The 17,072-nt window shown below is 60.9% G+C and carries 20 protein-coding genes; 6 read left to right on the forward strand and 14 right to left on the reverse strand.

What is annotated here, in order from left to right; genetic code table 11:
* Positions 1–116: 116 nt before the first annotated feature.
* The 13 genes from QU595_RS30025 to QU595_RS30085 form a co-directional block, all read right to left on the reverse strand.
* Complete coding sequence (locus QU595_RS30025) at positions 117–365, reverse strand: hypothetical protein (RefSeq protein ID WP_315928986.1); 249 nt, start codon at positions 363–365, stop codon at positions 117–119.
* A gap of 2 nt (positions 366–367) precedes the next feature.
* Entirely contained in the window at positions 368–1,732 is a 1,365-nt protein-coding gene (gene virB10, locus QU595_RS30030; RefSeq protein WP_315928988.1) for a type IV secretion system protein VirB10, read from the reverse strand.
* 4 nt (positions 1,733–1,736) lie between these two features.
* Entirely contained in the window at positions 1,737–2,579 is an 843-nt protein-coding gene (gene virB9 / locus QU595_RS30035) for a P-type conjugative transfer protein VirB9 (RefSeq protein WP_315928990.1), read from the reverse strand.
* Positions 2,576–3,184 carry a virB8 family protein gene (locus QU595_RS30040; protein ID WP_315928992.1) on the reverse strand — a complete coding sequence of 203 codons (609 nt, stop codon included), beginning with the start codon at positions 3,182–3,184 and terminating at the stop codon, positions 2,576–2,578. Before QU595_RS30040 ends, virB9 begins: the two co-directional genes overlap by 4 nt.
* Before the next feature lie 166 nt (positions 3,185–3,350).
* The gene (locus tag QU595_RS30045) at positions 3,351–4,412 is read right to left on the reverse strand and encodes a type IV secretion system protein (RefSeq protein ID WP_315928994.1); all 1,062 of its coding nucleotides are present in this window, start codon (positions 4,410–4,412) and stop codon (positions 3,351–3,353) included.
* Between the two features lie 228 nt (positions 4,413–4,640).
* Positions 4,641–5,426, reverse strand: a complete 786-nt coding sequence (locus QU595_RS30050) for a conjugal transfer protein (protein WP_315928996.1) — start codon at positions 5,424–5,426, stop codon at positions 4,641–4,643.
* Positions 5,427–5,464: 38 nt separating this feature from the next.
* Entirely contained in the window at positions 5,465–6,631 is a 1,167-nt protein-coding gene (locus QU595_RS30055) for a lytic transglycosylase domain-containing protein (protein WP_315928998.1), read from the reverse strand.
* A gap of 4 nt (positions 6,632–6,635) precedes the next feature.
* Positions 6,636–9,125, reverse strand: a complete 2,490-nt coding sequence (locus tag QU595_RS30060) for a VirB4 family type IV secretion/conjugal transfer ATPase (protein WP_315929000.1) — start codon at positions 9,123–9,125, stop codon at positions 6,636–6,638.
* Positions 9,122–9,433, reverse strand: a complete 312-nt coding sequence (locus QU595_RS30065) for a VirB3 family type IV secretion system protein (RefSeq protein WP_315929002.1) — start codon at positions 9,431–9,433, stop codon at positions 9,122–9,124. Before QU595_RS30065 ends, QU595_RS30060 begins: the two co-directional genes overlap by 4 nt.
* A gap of 14 nt (positions 9,434–9,447) precedes the next feature.
* Positions 9,448–9,819, reverse strand: a complete 372-nt coding sequence (locus QU595_RS30070) for a TrbC/VirB2 family protein (RefSeq protein WP_315929003.1) — start codon at positions 9,817–9,819, stop codon at positions 9,448–9,450.
* Complete coding sequence (locus QU595_RS30075; protein ID WP_315929005.1) at positions 9,816–10,583, reverse strand: lytic transglycosylase domain-containing protein; 768 nt, start codon at positions 10,581–10,583, stop codon at positions 9,816–9,818. Before QU595_RS30075 ends, QU595_RS30070 begins: the two co-directional genes overlap by 4 nt.
* 356 nt (positions 10,584–10,939) lie before the next feature.
* Positions 10,940–11,398, reverse strand: coding sequence for a hypothetical protein (locus tag QU595_RS30080; RefSeq protein WP_315929007.1), 459 nt, complete (start codon positions 11,396–11,398; stop codon positions 10,940–10,942).
* A 555-nt stretch (positions 11,399–11,953) separates the two neighbouring features.
* On the reverse strand, positions 11,954–12,343 hold the full coding sequence (locus QU595_RS30085; RefSeq protein WP_315929009.1) for a hypothetical protein: 390 nt from the start codon (positions 12,341–12,343) through the stop codon (positions 11,954–11,956).
* 108 nt (positions 12,344–12,451) lie between these two features.
* On the opposite strand from QU595_RS30085, the gene QU595_RS30090 reads away from it, so the two are divergent.
* The 6 genes from QU595_RS30090 to QU595_RS30115 are packed head-to-tail and all read left to right on the forward strand — an operon-like array spanning position 12,452 to position 15,706.
* A complete protein-coding gene (locus QU595_RS30090) occupies positions 12,452–13,351 on the forward strand; it encodes a hypothetical protein (protein ID WP_315929011.1) in 900 nt (299 codons plus the stop codon).
* A complete protein-coding gene (locus QU595_RS30095; RefSeq protein WP_315929014.1) occupies positions 13,305–13,802 on the forward strand; it encodes a thermonuclease family protein in 498 nt (165 codons plus the stop codon). The genes QU595_RS30090 and QU595_RS30095 overlap by 47 nt, the downstream gene beginning before the upstream one ends.
* On the forward strand, positions 13,799–14,419 hold the full coding sequence (locus QU595_RS30100; RefSeq protein ID WP_315929016.1) for a thermonuclease family protein: 621 nt from the start codon (positions 13,799–13,801) through the stop codon (positions 14,417–14,419). Before QU595_RS30095 ends, QU595_RS30100 begins: the two co-directional genes overlap by 4 nt.
* A gap of 1 nt (position 14,420) precedes the next feature.
* Positions 14,421–14,735, forward strand: coding sequence for a hypothetical protein (locus QU595_RS30105; RefSeq protein WP_315929018.1), 315 nt, complete (start codon positions 14,421–14,423; stop codon positions 14,733–14,735).
* Between the two features lie 13 nt (positions 14,736–14,748).
* Positions 14,749–15,129, forward strand: a complete 381-nt coding sequence (locus tag QU595_RS30110; protein WP_315929020.1) for a hypothetical protein — start codon at positions 14,749–14,751, stop codon at positions 15,127–15,129.
* 19 nt (positions 15,130–15,148) lie between these two features.
* Positions 15,149–15,706 carry a hypothetical protein gene (locus QU595_RS30115; protein ID WP_315929022.1) on the forward strand — a complete coding sequence of 186 codons (558 nt, stop codon included), beginning with the start codon at positions 15,149–15,151 and terminating at the stop codon, positions 15,704–15,706.
* A 479-nt stretch (positions 15,707–16,185) separates the two neighbouring features.
* On the opposite strand, the gene QU595_RS30120 is transcribed toward QU595_RS30115, so the two are convergent.
* Positions 16,186–16,830: an asparaginase gene (locus QU595_RS30120; RefSeq protein ID WP_315929023.1), complete on the reverse strand. Its 645-nt coding sequence runs from the start codon at positions 16,828–16,830 to the stop codon at positions 16,186–16,188.
* Between the last annotated feature and the right edge of the window lie 242 nt (positions 16,831–17,072).

Here is a 17,072-nt window from a genome sequence, read left to right on the forward strand (position 1 = left end):
TGAGACCAAAAGCAAAAAGGAGAAAGGCAGGAACTTGACCCAAGCCACAGACCCGAAACATACCTAATAGGCGGGTCAATTCTCGGTGGAAATGCCGGGTCAGTTCTCAGTGGCAATCAACAGGTCGGCTCCTCGATCTTCTGCATCACCAGGCTGCCGCCTTTTTCCAGCCACAGCTCCTCTGGCTTCTGGCAGGAGATTTCGACAATCTCCGGATCGTCGAAATACTTCCTGATCGGCTTCAGCGCCTCGCCGAGCCAGTGAAGATCGATATCCCTCCTGCTGGTTGTGGCATCGACCTTCTTGAGCGGCGTCACCACCTTGTCGGCCGGCGCATGCGGCGCCTTGTCGCTGACGGAATCCATCTTCACCTGCCTGCTCGCTTCGACCTCTTCAGCCGCTCGAACTCCTCAGCGACCGGGTCCGCGTACAAATCGGAGAAATCGAGATCGCGGGTCACAAAGACGTTGATGTCCGACCCCTGGTCGATATGGATCGTCGGCCTGATATCCCTGGTATTGCCGAACGCTTCCGCGGCCATCTGCTGGATGCCGGCAGCGATCGTCTGGGCTGCAATGCCGCGCGCCTGCTGTTCGGGCGTTTCGGTGCTGCTCTGCGGTATCCGCGTCACCGTGCCATCCGGATTGACGATGGTGATGTCGCTGTTGCGATCGGGATTTCCGAGCGTCGCCACATATTGCGCCGCCCCGCCGATCATCGTGAGCAGCGCCGGCGGCCCAAAGCGCTCCCAATATTTCCTGTCCACTTTGCCTGTCATGCCCGATCGCCCGAGCCGGTCCGTACCGAAGGAACCGAGCTGGACCGAAACCCCATCGCCACGGATCATGCGCGTCCAGGCCACGAAAACGCGCTCCTGGCCTTGCTGGATGTCGGCCTTGTAGTCGCCGATCAGGCTCGACCCGGCGGGGATCAGGATGCGGCGACCGTCGAAAGAGTAGACGTCGTCGCGTACGATCGCCTTCGCCATGCCGGCGAGGTCCGAGTTGATCGCGGTTTCCAGCGTGCCCCTGATCATGGTGCCCTGGGCGATCCAGGCGTCGGTTCGATCGTTCTTCACGGCCCGCGACACCGCGACGTCCTGGTTTCCCATCGCCGCCAGAAAAGCTCTGTTGGCGTCTCCGCCCGTACCGTCGCGGTCGGCTACACCGGGGATGCCCTGTTCGGACGAATCTTCGCCGCCGTTCAGGCCGACCATACCCTGTTCATTGCCACCCGGCTGCACGGACGCCTGCGCCATATCCGTGCCCTGCTGGCCACGCGACTGGTCGTAGACCATTGCATTCGCCTTCACCCGCTCGAGCAACTTCTGCTGGCGTTCGAGTTCGATGCACTTTGGATTGTCGGGATTGTTTCCGTTCGAGCAATCGACCGGCTGTTCCGGCACTGGCGGCAACTCGACCTGTTCCACCGGTGGCGGTGGAGGAGGTGGCGGCGCCTCCGGCACCACCACGGTGGGGATCGGCGGCGGGGGTGGCGGCGCGTTGAAGCCTGGGCTTTCCGGCGCTCGCACCGGGGCGAAAGTTTCGGGCTCCGACTGGTTCGTCGCGACCTTTTCCGGCGGTGCCGAGAAGGCCAGATAGAGCACGATCCCAACGGCGAAGAGTGCGGCCAGCAACGCCAGGGGCCGTCCGATGCCTATTCCGCGCCGCCGCACGGCGCCGCCGATCGTTGCCTCGTTCTCGATACTATGGCTGTATTGCGGATCAGACATCGGCCTACCTCATGCTCCTGTCCGGGGAACCGCTCGAATACGCCCGTCCCTTTCCCAACGGCTTCGGTCCCACCACGCCCTCGATCGGCGGCGGCTCGTCGGCCGGCGCCGTGCGCAGATTGAACAGGCAGGTTTCCGTCTCCGTGCCGAAACGAAGCGTCCATTGGCGCGACACCGCGTCGATCACGATGTAGTCCTGCTCCCGGCGGTAGTTGACCAGCGACTCGCGCCGCTTCCTGTCGACGACGAATATCGCCGGCGTGTCGCCGGAGAATTTCATGAATGTCTTGATCCCGTCGTCGAAGACCCACACCGGTTTCGCGCCGGGGTCGCCCTTGAAGCCGTAGTCATAATTCACGTGATCGCGGCGAATGTTCTTGATGTTCGGATTTTTCTGCGCCTCCTGGGCCTGCTTCCACAGTTCGGCCATGCCCTTCATCCCGGCATCTTCGGGATAGGAAAATCGAAGCTTGTAGGTTTGATTGCGCTGGCTTTTGGAATCGTTGACCAGCAGCTCGAACGAATAGGTGCGTTTCGTCGTGATCACCGACATGTTCGTCGCTGCATCTTTCTCCATCGGCTTCAGCGTCAGCGAGCGCCGGTCGGCCGACGTCAGGATCTGCCAGGAGACGGTGTCGCCGGCGACGACCTGCGTGATTTCCTCGTCATTGCCGAACAGGATCACCGTGACCATGCCGTAGGTGCCGGTGACCTCGAACACCTGCTCCGCGGAATAGGGAACCGTGCGAATGCGAGGATCATAGCGTCCTGGCTGCGCCACCAATTCCGCGTGCGCGAGTGCCGTGCCGAGTACGATCGCCAGCGTCGCCAGTCCCATCCTCCTCATTGCGACAGCCCGCTTGGCATCATTTCCGGAACCCTGGTGTAGTCCGTGACCAGGAAGCCCAGCGGATTGAACATCCGCACCCTTTGGCTCATTTCCAGATTGCCCTGCCGATAGCGAACCGTCGCCGACCAGCGGTCGACTTTGGCCATACCGCCCTGGCGGCGTTCTTCCGTCTCGAAGCGCACGTTCATCGTCTCGTTGTTCAGGGGATTGACGGACAAAAGGTTCACCCGGACATCGCCCTCCGCCCCGATCCTCTTGACCGGCGACTTCGGATTGCCCGGGTTCATCAGCTCTTCGTATTCCCGGAACGCCCGCCCATTCGGGTCCGACCACAACTGGATCATGTCGAAAGTGTCGGCGAGATAACGGGGATCGTAGGTCTCCCGCTTGATCACGTAGTTGCCGATGAAGGCTGCCCTCACCGCCTGGAGTTCGGAGACAGACCTGTCTTTGTCGAGCGTCGTCACCGTCTCCATGTAGCCTGTCGCCTTGTCGACGATCAGCGGCACGACTTCGGTCGATTTCAGCGGAAACAGCTGCGCCGACGACCAAACCGAGATGCCGGCGACGGCCCACCCCGCAATGGCCGCCAGGCCGAGCACGAACGCAAGCAGTGAAAGGAGCGACCTCTGCCGTGCGCCCCATGTCAAATGCTGCTGATAGAGTGCCTCAAAACCTGGAATTTTTCCGTCGGGCTCGCCGATTGCCGTTTTCCTCAACAATGCCACTCGAATTTATCTCCGCGCAAATCCCGGAATCGCCGCGAACCTAGCCGGAACGGCCCCGCATTCGGCTGGCAAGCATCCGGCCCATGGCGCGGGTTCCGCGCCCCATGTCTCCCGCCATGGCCATCGTGCCGCGCACCGCGTTGCCCGTAATGCCTTCTGGGGTGAGGCTCGTTGCAAGATTGGCTGCTCTCGAGCCGCTATTTTTTGCGCTTCGCAATCCCTCGCCTACGCTGCCGGCAGCAGGGAGCCCGAAAAACGCTGCTCCATACGCAAACGAGAGCGCCAATGACGGCACCCGAACGACGAACGCGGCCACCACCAGCATGTAGAGCACCAGACCGGCCGCCACGCCGAAGGATTCCTCCTGCGTCGCCGTCGCGATCTGGATGGAATCGAGATAGGAGCGGACAAAGCCGAAGCAGAAGCCCGCGATGATGTAGGAAAAAAGCAGCGTGAAAATTCCGAACGCGATGCCTTTGACCCATCCTTCAAACACAAACCTGGTCATGCCGAAAAAATTGCACAGAATGGCAATCGGCCCGACGGCAAGCATCACCGCGACCGTCATCTTTGCAAAGAGCGTCACGCCGGTCAGAACCAGAAGCATGGGGATCAACCCGCCGCCAACAATGAACAGGTCGAGCAACGCGCCGACGATCGAGCCGATCCATCCACCGGCCTGCGCTGTCGCAATCGCCGATGCGAACTCGTAGACCTTCTCGGCGACCTGACGGACCTGGTCCGCCATATTGGCGCCGCCGGCGATCCCCGCCATGCGCGAAGACAGGGCTGCGCCAAGCTGTTCCGGTGTCTCCAGGATCAGCTTGCCGACCTCCTCATGGAAGACCGACCAGGACATCACGAACGCATATGCGAGAGCGACCTTGCAGCCGGTGATGGCCATATCCTGGAAACTGATATGGGTGCGGCCCAACGCCCCCCACAGAAAATAGATGATCAGGAACAGAGCCAGCAGGGAGGTGACCAGTCCCTTGTTTTCAGCAAATAGCCCCCAGGCGCGCTCGATCGTGTCCTGGTTGATCTTGTCGAAATAGGTGAGCGCGGTTCCATAGAAATTGGTGAGCCCGTCCCGCGGATCCATCTGGCAACACCTCCGGTCAGAACTGGTTCACCGGCCTCATGGGGCCACATTCATCGGTCATCTGCTGGATGATGATCCCGCCGGCATTCCTCGGGCTTTGATCTTGAGCATACGCAAGTTCGCCGACCGGATTCTCGTCAGCCGAGCACTTCGCCAAACGCTCCTTGTGGCCGGCGCAGCCGACAAGCGCGACGAGGCAGGCCAGCAACGGGATGGAACAGGGCGGCTTCACTGCGATTGCGCTTCGAATTGTTCAAGCTGCTCCCTGACGGACTGGCTGTCCTGCTGCTGGCCGTTGTGTCTGCGGGCTGTCCCAGCGGCGAAGGTCTTCAGGAATTGCGATTGCTCGGAAAGGGCTGCCTTGTACCGCTGCGATTCCAGCACGACGGCGCTGTTCAGGGCGCCGACCGCTTCGTTGGCGGTCTGGTTCCCCTGCAGCACCATCTGCGTGTTCTGCTCCAGGGCGCCTTTCATGTCCTGGGCTTTGCCAATCTCGCCGGCGGCATTGGTGAAAGCGACCGTCCGCTCCTTCGATGCGGCGTTCATCGCATCCGTCATCGCCGTCAAGGCCGTGAGTGTCTGGACGCCCTGATTGTAAGCCTGGTTCGCACCGGTGAGCTCGCCGCCGGTCACCGCGTCCTTCACCATCTTGACGAGGTTCAGGCCGTTGATCACTTGGGCTGCCATATTCTGAAACTGGCCACTGATCCCGCCGAACGACGCCTGATTCCCCTGCAGGATCGCGCCGAAATCCGGAGCCTGGCTCATCGTGAACCCACCACCGGTCGCCAGCGCCGAGAACTGGCCGGCGTCCTGCGTCCTGTCTCCGGTGATCGCCTGCAGCGTCCGCGTCGTGTTGTCCTTGATGATGGTTGTGTCCGACTGGATCTGCGACGTCAGCGCCTTGATCTTCTCGTTGACGGCGGTATTGGCACGGTCCGTCACCGGCACCTGCGCAAAGGCCGCCGTCGACAACAGGAGCGCTAACGCGCTGCCAAGAATGATCTTCTTCATCGCTTCCCATCCTTCCGCTTCGTTACCGTTCTGATCGCTTATTGAGCCCGCCGGCTGTCGACGACCGCCACCAGTCCGAGCACATTGTCTTCCATCGCCGCGAATGTGGCGTTGCGGCCCTGCGCCCGCGCCTGTTCCTGCAGATATTGCAGCAGGCGCTGAATGTCGGCCGTCGACGATTGCGGCGGGACCGCATAGCAACGCGTCGACCCCGTATTCACCACCGTGGACGGGCAAGCGATTTCGGCGATCTTGATCTCGCCGGAACCGTCACCGAAATTGCCGTTTTGACCACTGCCGGATCCCCTCAGAAACGCCGACGCCTCTCGCAGTTGACCGAGCATGGTCTGTTGCTTCAGCTGGTTCGCCTCGAGCGCCTTGCCGACGAAGGCATTCCACGTCTCGGCCCGCTGCAGCTGCGCTTCGGTGTTACGGTCCACGGCCTCCTTGATGCCTTCGCCGCAACCTGCCGGCGCCAAGACCATTTGCGGGATCGGGGCTCCCATCGGGCGCTGGTCGCCAAATTGCCGCTTGTTGCGGTTATAATACTGGCTGACCATGTTCACGTAGTTCTGGGTCTCGGGAATCTGCGGTATGTTGCCGTTTTGCAGAGACTGCCGATTGGGTCCGGCGTTATAGCCGGCCGCGACCAGATCCAGCCGGCCCGGATACATGCCCATGATCTGTTTCAGGTACGCCACGCCGCCACGGATGTTGTCGCGAAGGCCGTAGGGATTGACGCCGAGCTTGGCGGCGGTCGCCGGCATCAACTGCATCGTGCCGAGCGCTCCGACCGCGGAGACCGCGCTTTGGCGGAAACGCGATTCCTGCTCGGCAATCGCCATGGCAAAGTTCGGATCGATGCCCTGGCGCCGGGCTTCGTCCGCCACCAGTTGCCGGATCTGCTCCTGGCTCGCATTGCGCGGATTGTTCGGTCCGATCTCGCCGCCCCAGCCGCCGCCGCCGCCAAAGGACGAGCAATCCATGCCGCCAATGCCCTGCCCCGGCGCATAGCTGTTCGCCGTGTCGCCCGAGTTGCCGCGCGTCATCTCCTGATTCTTCCGATAGTTGTGGTACCACTGCTGCGTCGTCTGCTGGATCTTCAACCGGGCGCCGTCATCCACCGGCACCTGGGCATATGACGACAGCATCGCGCCCGCCAGCAATGCCGCAGCAATCGTCCCGCACAGCATCGGTCGCAGCATCGTCTTACCCCTTCCAGTCGCAGAATTTGTCCAGCCAGTCGCGCGGGTCCTCGCCATATTCCTCGCGCAGCACTTCGACCTGGCGCACCGTGTCCTCACGGCCGGACAGCACCTTCACGAAATCCATCATGTGGCCCATGTCGACACGGGCCACGACGCTGTCGCGGGCGTGCTTGATGAGGACGAATCGCTCCGCCGGATCGCCCTCCTTGACCCAGGCGAATTCGGCGTCCGACAGCCCGAACGGCTTCTTGAGGCTGTCTTCGTCAGCCTTGGGGAACGGAAAGAAGATGTTCGTCGAGGTCTGCTCGATGATGGTGCGCGAGACGCTCGATCGCACCACATCATCCGGTGATTGCGTGCCGAAAATGATCATCCCGTTGCGCTTGCGGATGGTCTTGAAATAATCCTTCATCGAGCGCCTGAACTCCTCGTCATCGAGAAGCTTCCAGGCCTCGTCCATCAGATTGATCACCGGCGTCTTGCCGTCGTAGATCTTGTCGAGGCGATGGAACATGTAGAGAAGCGCGGCTGTCCTCGCCTGCGGGTCTTCCAGGATCGAGGTCATGTCGAAGCCGATCATCGGCCTGGAAATGTCCAGACGGTCCTCCGCATTGTCGAACAGCCAGGCGTACGGCCCGTCATCGACCCACTTGTCGAGTCGCGCCATCAGGCCGGATTCGGTCCGCTGCGATCCGGCAAGAAGCGAGCGCAGCGCCGACATGCGCCGGAACTTCACATCGCCCGAGGACATGATCTGCTTGATCGCCGAGCGGATGATCTGCTCTTCCTGCGGGGTCAGCGACTCGCCCTCGCGGCTCGGCTTCAGCATGAAGCTGATGAGCCGATAGAGAAACACGCGGTTCTCCTCCGTGTTCTCCATCATCAAGGGGTTCCAGCTAGACGCCTCGCCCGGCTCCAGCGTCATGTACGTGCCGCCGGCGGCCCTCACCATGATGTCCAGACCACGGTCCTTGTCGAAAACCACCGCCTTCAGGTCAGGATTGACGCGATAGGCCTGGTTGATCAGGAACGACATCAGCACCGTCTTGCCGGAGCCGGTCGGGCCGAACACCGTCGTGTGGCCGACATCGCCCTGATGGAAATTAAAGAAGAACGGCGTTCCCGACGTCGTCTCGAAAATCGTGATCGCCGGCCCCCAATGGTTGCCGTCGGGCTTGCCATAGGGATAGGCGTGAAACGACGACAGGCCGGCAAAATTCAATGTCGAGATCGTCGCCCGTCTGGCGATGTAGGCCTGGTTGCCGGGCAGCTGCGCCCAATAGCAGGGTTCGCAATTGAGATCCTCGCGCACATAGCTGGCGCCCAGGGCGCCGAACTCCGAACCGATCACCGCCACCGCCTCGTCCAGGACGTCCATGCTCCTGGCGATCGGCATTACGGTCAGGTGATGTTCGGCGAAAGCGACGTTCTTCCGCGCCAGCTGGTCGCGCGCGAAATCGAGATCGCTCTGGATCGACGATCCACCTTCATCGGATTTGCTGAGCTGCCGATCCAGGCGGTCGATCTTGTAACGGGCGGCCTGATCGTCAACGAATGATAGAGATTGCGTGACCACCATCTCGAAGGGTTGCTTGAGCACATAGTCGAGCATTCCGGCGCCCGTTTCCGGCGGGTACTCCTTCAGCGAGATCATCGCGGCATAGCGATCCTCGCCCCGCGTATCCCCTTCCAGGTGAATCGTGCGATTGCCGAATGTGGTCCGACGTGACGGCACCATCTCGTCGATCGGCATGTTGCCGAGAAGCATCGGCCGAACCTTGCAGGCATTGAGCAGTGTGTAGAAAAACTCGCACTGTTCCGAAAACCAGACGACGCGCGCATCCGGTTCAAGGACCATGTCGTCGCTTACGTCGCGATAGATCCGCCGGCCATCCGGCATCGTCACCTCGACGCGCTTCACATCGCGCAAGACCTGCGGGCCGTACGGGTCGAGGCTCTTCTCCAACGCCCGCGTCGCCTCGAGCAGCTTGTCGCGCATGTGGCGCAGCTGCTCCCGCGCCACCACAGAACCGCCCACACCCAGAATGCGGCTTGGAAACGAGCCCTTCCTGAACACCGGTCGCACGACCAGCGACACATAGGTGTCGTTCACGAACATCTCGTTCTTCGAGATGCTTGCCTGATAGACCTCGTCCATGCGGGCCATGAAGGGATTGGCAAAGGTGCCGGGCAACGACGGCTTCACCTTGTGCCGGACGACATGCGTGTACAGCGCGAAGCTGCCGAGATTCGAAATCGCCCGAAATGCCGTGTTGCGCTGCCGTTGCAGCAGATTGACGTAGTCGATATCGGCGGTTTCGAACGAAAATCCGTTGAGGCGCAGCGTCGTGGCAAGGCAATCGTTCTTGAGCCGGACGATGCCGTTCTCGATCGGCGCGAAATACGGCACATGGGCCGATACCCCCCTGTCGGCGAAGATGTCCCATCCCCGGCTGAGATTCGACCGCAGGGCGCTCGCTACCGTCGTCATTTGCCGTAGGTCCTGATGCGTCCGCCGATCCGCCTTCCGAGCGGATTGACCCCGCATGCACTGTGCTTTTGCAGGATGTCGAAGAACCACAGGTCGATCTTCGTGCTCACGACGTACAAGACCGAATGCTGGACGATAAAGGCGGCCGGGAACCAGAGAATGGACCCGAGCGCCAGGAACAGCATGAGCGAGGTGAAGCACTCCGCGAGAAAGAAGGTGTAGGGGATGCCCATCACCGTCGGCTGCCGTGTCATCGCCAGGATGACCGGATAGGTGTCCACGATCTCTTCTTCGTCTCTGTTTGCCATGACGATGAAGGCGCCTATTGTGCGCCGCCGGCCAGGAAATCGACTAGCTCGGCCGCCGCGAACATGCCGGCGAGCGAACCGCCGACCCGCAGGAGCGCACCCCAGCTCCAGTAGCCAAACGCCGCGGCGAGGAACATGCCGATGAAGGCGATGGCGCCGATGCTGCGCCCGAACGGTCCGGTGAAGAACTGGACAATGCGGTCGGCGGCGTTCTGCAGGGCCTGCAGGTTCTGCGCGGCTGCCGGTTCGATCGCTGACATGAACAAGATTCCCGCACTCACCGTCGCCATGGTCGAATGCACGATCACCCGCTTGCCGCGTGGTGAATTCCACCCCGCCTGGGCGGCGTCCTTCAACCCGCCGTAAAATGTCTTCACGCTGTTCATTGGCTGCCTTCCTCTCTCACCTTCACTGGCCCGTCCGGGGGCTGTATCTGCTGAGCCGCATCCGTCCCGTCGGGACCAGGGCCGTTCGTGGAAAACACCAGCATCGTCGATCGTGCGGGACTTGAGGCCTTTGTGCTGGCCGCACTCCGCTGCCCGTTCGAGTGGAATCCCTGGCGCGCCCGGCCAACGGCCTGGATGTCGCCTGGCGCATATGCGTGGGTGTAGAGCTCCACCACGCGCGTGACATAGTCGGCCGTTTCGCGGATCAGCGGCAGCGATGTCCGCAGATCCACCTTCGGCTCGCCGGCGTTGTAAGCCGCCGCCACAAGAATCGGATTGCCGTACTTGTCGACCAGCACCTTCAGGAACTTCGCCGCGGCGCGCACATTCTGCGCCGGATCGGTCAAATCGTGCGCGCCATATGCCGCTCCCGTTTCCGGTAGCATCTGCATGATCCCGACCGCCCCTGCCCCACTGACCGCCGTGCCATCGAAAGCGCCGTTCTCGGCCCGGGCAATCGACAGCATCAAATTCGGATCGACGCCCTCTTCGTGCGCAGCCTCAACAATCAACCGCGCCACATCGCCGGGCATGCCGGCCAGCAGGTCGGGCCGCACCTTTGCATCGGCGTCGCCAATCTCCGGCGACCGCATCAGAGCGGCGGCATCCGCGACGCTTTCAGCGGTCAGATCGCGCGGCGGCTCAACCTGAAGCGGCTCGGCCGGATAGGCAAAGACATTGGCGCTTGCTCGAATGGCCTTCACCCGAGACGGTACCGAGACAGCTTCCGCTACTGTGCGCGATGCCGCTGTCTTTGCTCCGGCGCGAACGGAAAACGCCTCGTCGCTGAGCGGCCTGTCCACGCCTGAAGGTCGAACTGCCGTATCCCCGCCGAAAGCGTGGACGGGCGTCATCGCGCACAAAAGTGCAACGACCTTCACGCACCGGACACTGAAAAGTCGCGTCCCTTCCCTCGTCAAAAGCCGCATTCCTGACCCTGAAAATCGCACGGTAGATTACACTATCGTATAATCAACGCTGCGTTGGTCAAGCAATAAATATCACTATCGTATAAGTTCGTGTTCGGCTCTTGATCGCTATAGCCGCTCCGAGGCCGACGTCAGGAGCCCTTTCGCTCCCACGGATCGCGCGTCCACTGGTAGCGAAGTTGCTCCTGGTCGCCGAGATATTTGGCGAGGTTGACGGCCGTGCCGCCTTTGACGAACACCGATCCCGCCTCCGCTCCGGTGCGATAGCCAACAATGCGGCAGAGGTAGTTCGGCAACGGCCTGTTCACGCGCTCAATCTGGTAGCAATCCGTGATCTGGTACTGATAGCCGTCGCTCAAGGTCTGGAACTGACGGTTTTGCTGCTGCACAGGGCCGAGCCTGTATCGCTGATCGGGCGACGCTGACATTTGCACCAACTGGCATTCGGAAAACGTCCCATACGCCTTGCATTGCGTCAGCTTCAGCTCCGTCCAACGATGGGGAACGGAGTAGCTCAACGGCTCTACCGGCGAGGCACATCCTGCCACAGCCATACCGAAGGCCATCACCGCCATGACCGGAATCTTCATGCAATCCTCCCGTGTGGCTCAAGCGCACATCCGTCGGGCCGCCGGTCGACAGCGCTGACGGTGATTGCGACGGAACGAGATGCCAACTCATCGACCACATCTCGACCATGACCGGCACGCTTTCGCATTGCGCTTCGAATGCGAGCAACCAGAAACTTTGTACCCCTGTGGCTATGTCCATCGACAAGACGGTGGCCGTCCCCGCTTCGGAGACGAAGCAATGACTGGCAAGATCTCAGACTCGCCTTCTTTCCCAACTCGGCGGGGGCGTCGCACAGCAACGGGACTCCTCAGTTGCTCCGCCCGTTTGAGGCCGATGGTCGACCTTCCCTTGGAGGGTTTTCCGCGCCCGGCTTCTATCGACAATCGTGGGTCTCTCGCTTTCATGAAATGTTACTATCGTATAACTTTATTTGCCGCAATTCCAAGCCCGCCGGCCTGACGCAGCAGCAGCCTTCGGCCGTGCTGCGGGCTTTGGATTCCGGCCGGGAAGGAGAAGGTGAGGCGTACGGCCGCCGCGGCGCTGCTGGGGATTTACGGTGCAAGATAGCGGCGCTAGCGCAATCCTGCAGACCGTTCCCATGTGCATTGCGCTGCTCTTGAATTGCGCTGGCCGACGATAGTCTCATCGGCGAGATTTCGTTCTTCTTCCCTCTTGCGCTCGTCGTCAAAGTCTGAAGCCGGTCTGATGCGGCGGCTGGTCGTCTCGCCGCAGATAGCGCCGATGAGCGTCAGGAATGCCAGGATTGCGATCAGTTTCACCCAGAAGTGCTGGACAAAGAAATCGTATCCCCACGAGCCAACCGCAGGCGCCCATGCCGCGCCAGCAACGGACGACCCGATCCACAGAAGAAGCCAACAACCGACGGCAATCCAGACGAAAAGCATGACAAGGCCGGCAAACATCCAGAACGCCCGCACCGCTTTTTTGATGGCCCTGATCATTGTCATCGTCCATTCGATTCGACCGCACTATGCGCCGCGAAGGCGGCCATCGGTACTCATGAAACTTGCACTATCGTATAATTTTATGCTATAGCACTTTCTGGTCGGTTGAAAAAGGCCGAACTGGAAATGCACATCATTGCACCGATTTCTATCGCTGTCCTGGTGGCTTCGGCCGCTCCCGTCGCTGCCCAACAGGCAACGGCGCCGGGCCCTGCGAAATTTGTCGCATACTACCAGAATGCCTACGCGAGCGGACGTGATCTGGTCCCCGGACCGCAACGGGTGCTGGACCCTGCCAGTTTGGCAACAGCCCTGAAGCTCGAGACCGTCATTCCCGAGGCTGCGTTGACCGGCAACGCATTTGTCGATGCCCAAAACACCATCATCAAGCTGGTTGGTGCACAGGGCTGCCGGTCGACGCAGCAACTCCGCTTGGGAGAGATGCGGGCGTCATGCTCGATGCTGTCGCTGGTCGGTCTGAATGCTGCCCTGCAAACGGCAGCAGCGCCCGCGGGCGGCGCATTTCCCTGCCATTTCTTGGGAGCGAACAGCGGACAGCCTTCGGTTCGCTTTGCCGAATGCTTCTTCATTGGCCCCGACGATCAAGCGCAACCGCTGTCCGAATACCTCATTCGTCGCGGGCTGGCCTTCGCTGCCCGGGCGCCGAACGGCGCGGCGCTCTTTTTCCTGAATACGCCGCTGCCGAAGCCGAGGCCGCCAAGGCGCATGTCGGCATTTGGTCGAATGCCGCGTTCCGCCATCCCTATGGCGAACGGTATCGGCAAAGCCAGACGAATTGATGCGGGTTCCGACACTCATGCTTGTCGCCATCGTTTCCGGTTCTCTCGTGTACGCCTATGCAGCCGTCGTGCCGTCTGTTCAGTTGCCGACGCGACCGGAGCCAATTCTTGTCCAGGCGCAGGTACCAAGCGGCGGAGATTCGGCCGCGCCCGCAGAGGTGGGCGCCAACAAATTCGTGCCCTTTCCCTCGACCGCGCAGTTTGAAACCGGCGACAGCTGGATCGCCGGCGGCAAGCGTTACCGGCTCTACGGCCTGCAGGCCTGTTTGCGCGGCACGTCGGTGACGATCGCACCCGGCGCCAAGCGTGACTGCGGTGAGCTGAACCTGATCATGGCGCAGGCTATAATCCGTGACAGCAAACCCGTCTGCACGACGATCCGGGAACTCGACGCCAACAATATGCTTGTCGTTTGCCGAACAACGACGGGCAAGACCGGCTACGATCTGGCGACCTACATGATCGCGCAGGGATGGGGCTTTGCCGCGGTCAGCTCGAGCGGCGAGCCCGCCGTTCCAGGTTATCGGCTTGTCGAGCAAGGCGCACGCGAAGCGCAGGAAGGGCTCTGGGCCTATTCCGATTTTCCGCACCCCGCCTCCATCCTACTCGGACAGGGCAAACAGAAAACGCCAAAAAATGTAGCCGGTGAGCAATGAAACCTCTCAACGGCATCGCGATCGTCGCCACGCTCGCCGCCATATGGCCGGCAAGCGCGCAGACCTCGACCGATAGCGCTCTGCCGAAGCAAATCTACGGACGCGTGCAGGTGCTCGACGGTTCGACCATTGAATTCATCAAGACCAGGAAAATCGTCCGTCTTGCAGGCTATCTTGCGCCTCGGCTCGACCAGGTTGCCACGACCGACAGCGTCGAGTGGCCCGCTGGCCAGGTAGCGCGCGATTGGCTGGTCCTTCGAACCCTGAGACACGACGTGAATTGCGCACCCGTTGCGACCGATGCGAACCGCACCGTTCTCGCGCATTGCTTTGTCGAAGATACCAATCTGGCCGCAACGGCGATCGCAGAAGGCATCGGCTATGCGTTCAATTTTCCCGGGGAGCCGGAGGTTCCCGCGTATTTCGATATCGAGCGTCGTGCGCGAGGCCCGGGTTTTGGCGTATGGTCCGATCCGAAACTCACCCCGCCGTGGAACCTCAAGCCTGACCAGGCAGCGGCTCCCGCAGCGGGCTCGTCGTCAAAGGAAACGCCGGACCCCGGCCTTCCCCTTCCTCCTCCCGATCCAGTGCCATCAGACAATTCTCCGCGAGGTTAAGATGAGAAAGCTATTCTTCACGCTCCTGATCGCTGGCTGCGGCGTGGCCTCCGTTTCGCCGGCGATGTCACAGACGTCGCAACAGCCTTCCCGATCCAACGACGTCGACCCGGATCAGTGCGGCGCCGGCGGCATGGGGTGTACGCCCGCCGAAGTGCAGAAGTGGATGGACAGGGGCAACGAGCTCGCAAATCTCTCCAGCGCCGATCTCAGCCAGTACGCGTACGCTTGCGCCAAACATCCGGACTGGAAGCACGATTGCGAGACCGATCCCGGTAAGGTTCTGCGTCGCCTCGGCATCACCGACTATCAATGACGGGCTGTCTTCAATGCACCAGACGGCTGCTCTAAGTCTCACGGCATTTGTTTCACTCATGGTCGGCGGCGCTGGCGGCTACGCCTATACAAACTCGATCCATGCCGGCGAGGTTGCGGACCTCACCGGCCAGATCGCAGCGTTGCAAATGAAGGTCGACGAATGCGAAGCAGCTGCCAGGCTTGACGTGCCGTCGGACGAGGAAGCGCTCGCAGCAATCCGCAAACTCATTTTCTTCGGTGGCGCGAAAAATGCGGCCATCGAACAGTGCAAGCAGGACGGCGTTGCTCCAGGCGTCGTCTGCTCCCTCACGATCACGGATAAGCACGACCTCGCCCTGCCCAAGGTGCTGCGCTTCGTCAAAATCGACGGCGTTTGGGCATCACAAAATTGATGTGACAAGGAGAAAAACCATGAAGCCTTGCCGGTATATGCTTCCAGCAATTGCAGGGGCCGTTATCGGCCTCACGACCATAAATGCTGGAGCTCAAGATGCTTCGTTCGGCTGCAAGATCCTGCTTTGTGTCGCTTCGCAGAACCCATCATGGCAAGGCGTCTCCTACTGCGTGCCGCCCGTTCTTAACCTTCTTGCTATTCGAAAAGTCCACCCTGGTTATTGGCCCTCCTGTCCCGAAGCGGGAACCGGCAAGCCAGGCTATGCCGAATATGAAGACTGTCCCGCCGGAACGACCCCGACCACCATCAATCGCGAAAGCGGGCATGGCAGTAACATGCGCGGTACTCCCGCGTGCGCCAAACCGGTCCAGACTGCCTGCTCCAAGCTCTACAATCGCGATCATCGTGTCGGCAACAGCAACTATCAGCAGAATGCCGAATTCCAACGTGTTGGCAATGCATGCACGACGACTGAGATCATTCCGAGGACACGCCGCAAAGATCCTTACTATTTCGACATTCGTAACAAAGGAATCGGCAGTGTCGCGCGCTACTATTTTAACCTGAGGCACTAATAGTTTATGCATCCCCGGTCGTTGACCCGAGCGCACTCAATGCGCAGAACGCGACGCTTATGGAACATGGATCGGGCATATTGAGTAGATAGTCGACGCCGCGCCTCGGTCGCCGGAGTGATGACAATGATCTCCCCTCGCGAATAGCGACAGGACGATTGAACAAACCGAATCACCCATCCGATCGCGCAGCAAGTCGGCCCCGAACGCCGACAGGAGCACCGTTGAAATTCCGCCTGCGTGGCCGTGGTTAAGCAGGAAGCACCGCGCTCAGTTGGATGGACCCTCGCCCCGAAGGGGGGGCCGCAAATTCGAATCCTCTCCGGCGCGCCGGAGAGGATGAAAATCAGAACTTGTATGTCGTTGTACTACCGATAGATTCCTAGTCTCGTATACATCAGCCGTTTCATATTGTGTGCGGGATTGGCCTGCCCGATCCCGATGGGTCGGGCTCGTGTCAACTCTCTGTTTGCGAAGCCTTACCTACCTAGCTTCGCGCACAGTTTGGCTAGATCGTCGTGATAGCCGTTCGCTAGTGCCAGCGACAGCAGAATGCGTGCTTTTGGCCCCTGAAGACGTCCAGCGAGGATCGCCCCGGCGTCTTCAAGATCACGACCGCCACCATCTGCGTATAGCGGAAGCACCCTACCCTGCGGACAACGCGAAGTGACAAGCGTTGGGATGCTCTGTGCGGTTGCGCGGGAAACAGCCTCGACGATTTTCGGTGTCCCGTTACCACGCCCGAAGCCTTCGAGCACGATTCCCTTAGCTCCGGAAGCGATTGCGGCTTCGAACAGCCGTTCGTCCGCGCCCATGGTCAGAGGCAGTAGGTCAACGCGGGTCTCAATTCCCTGGCCACGCAGTCGCGGATAGGACGGTGGTCGGCGGACAATCAGGACAGATCCGTCGTCGACCTCGCCCAGCGGACCGAAGCCGCTGGAATCGAAACCCGTTGTCCGGGAGGAATGAACCTTGGTCGCATCCACCGCGCAAAGCACCTTGCCGTCGAAAACAACCATCACACCAAGACCGGCAGAGCTCGAGTCGGCCGCGACCCGTATAGCATCGGCGAGGTTACGGGGGCCGTCAGCGTCAGGCTGATCCGAACGATTGCCGAGGTTCATCGAAGAGGTTTACAACTCGAAACGGCTGCACTCAGCCCTTGGTTATCGACACCAGAGGAATTTGAAATCCAACTCGCCCGGAAGGCGGCTTAGCTCGATGGCCCTCCTGGTCCAGCCCAAGGGGTTCATATGTGGACGCCTCCTTGGCAAGACGACAATTGACACTATCCTCAGATCGGTCGGTGCAGTCATATGTTCGGCCTTTCGATGCGGTATGTTAAGCCGCTGGCCCTGATGAATCT

It is taken from the genome of Mesorhizobium sp. SP-1A (genome assembly GCF_032460275.1).
Lineage (GTDB): Bacteria > Pseudomonadota > Alphaproteobacteria > Rhizobiales > Rhizobiaceae > Mesorhizobium.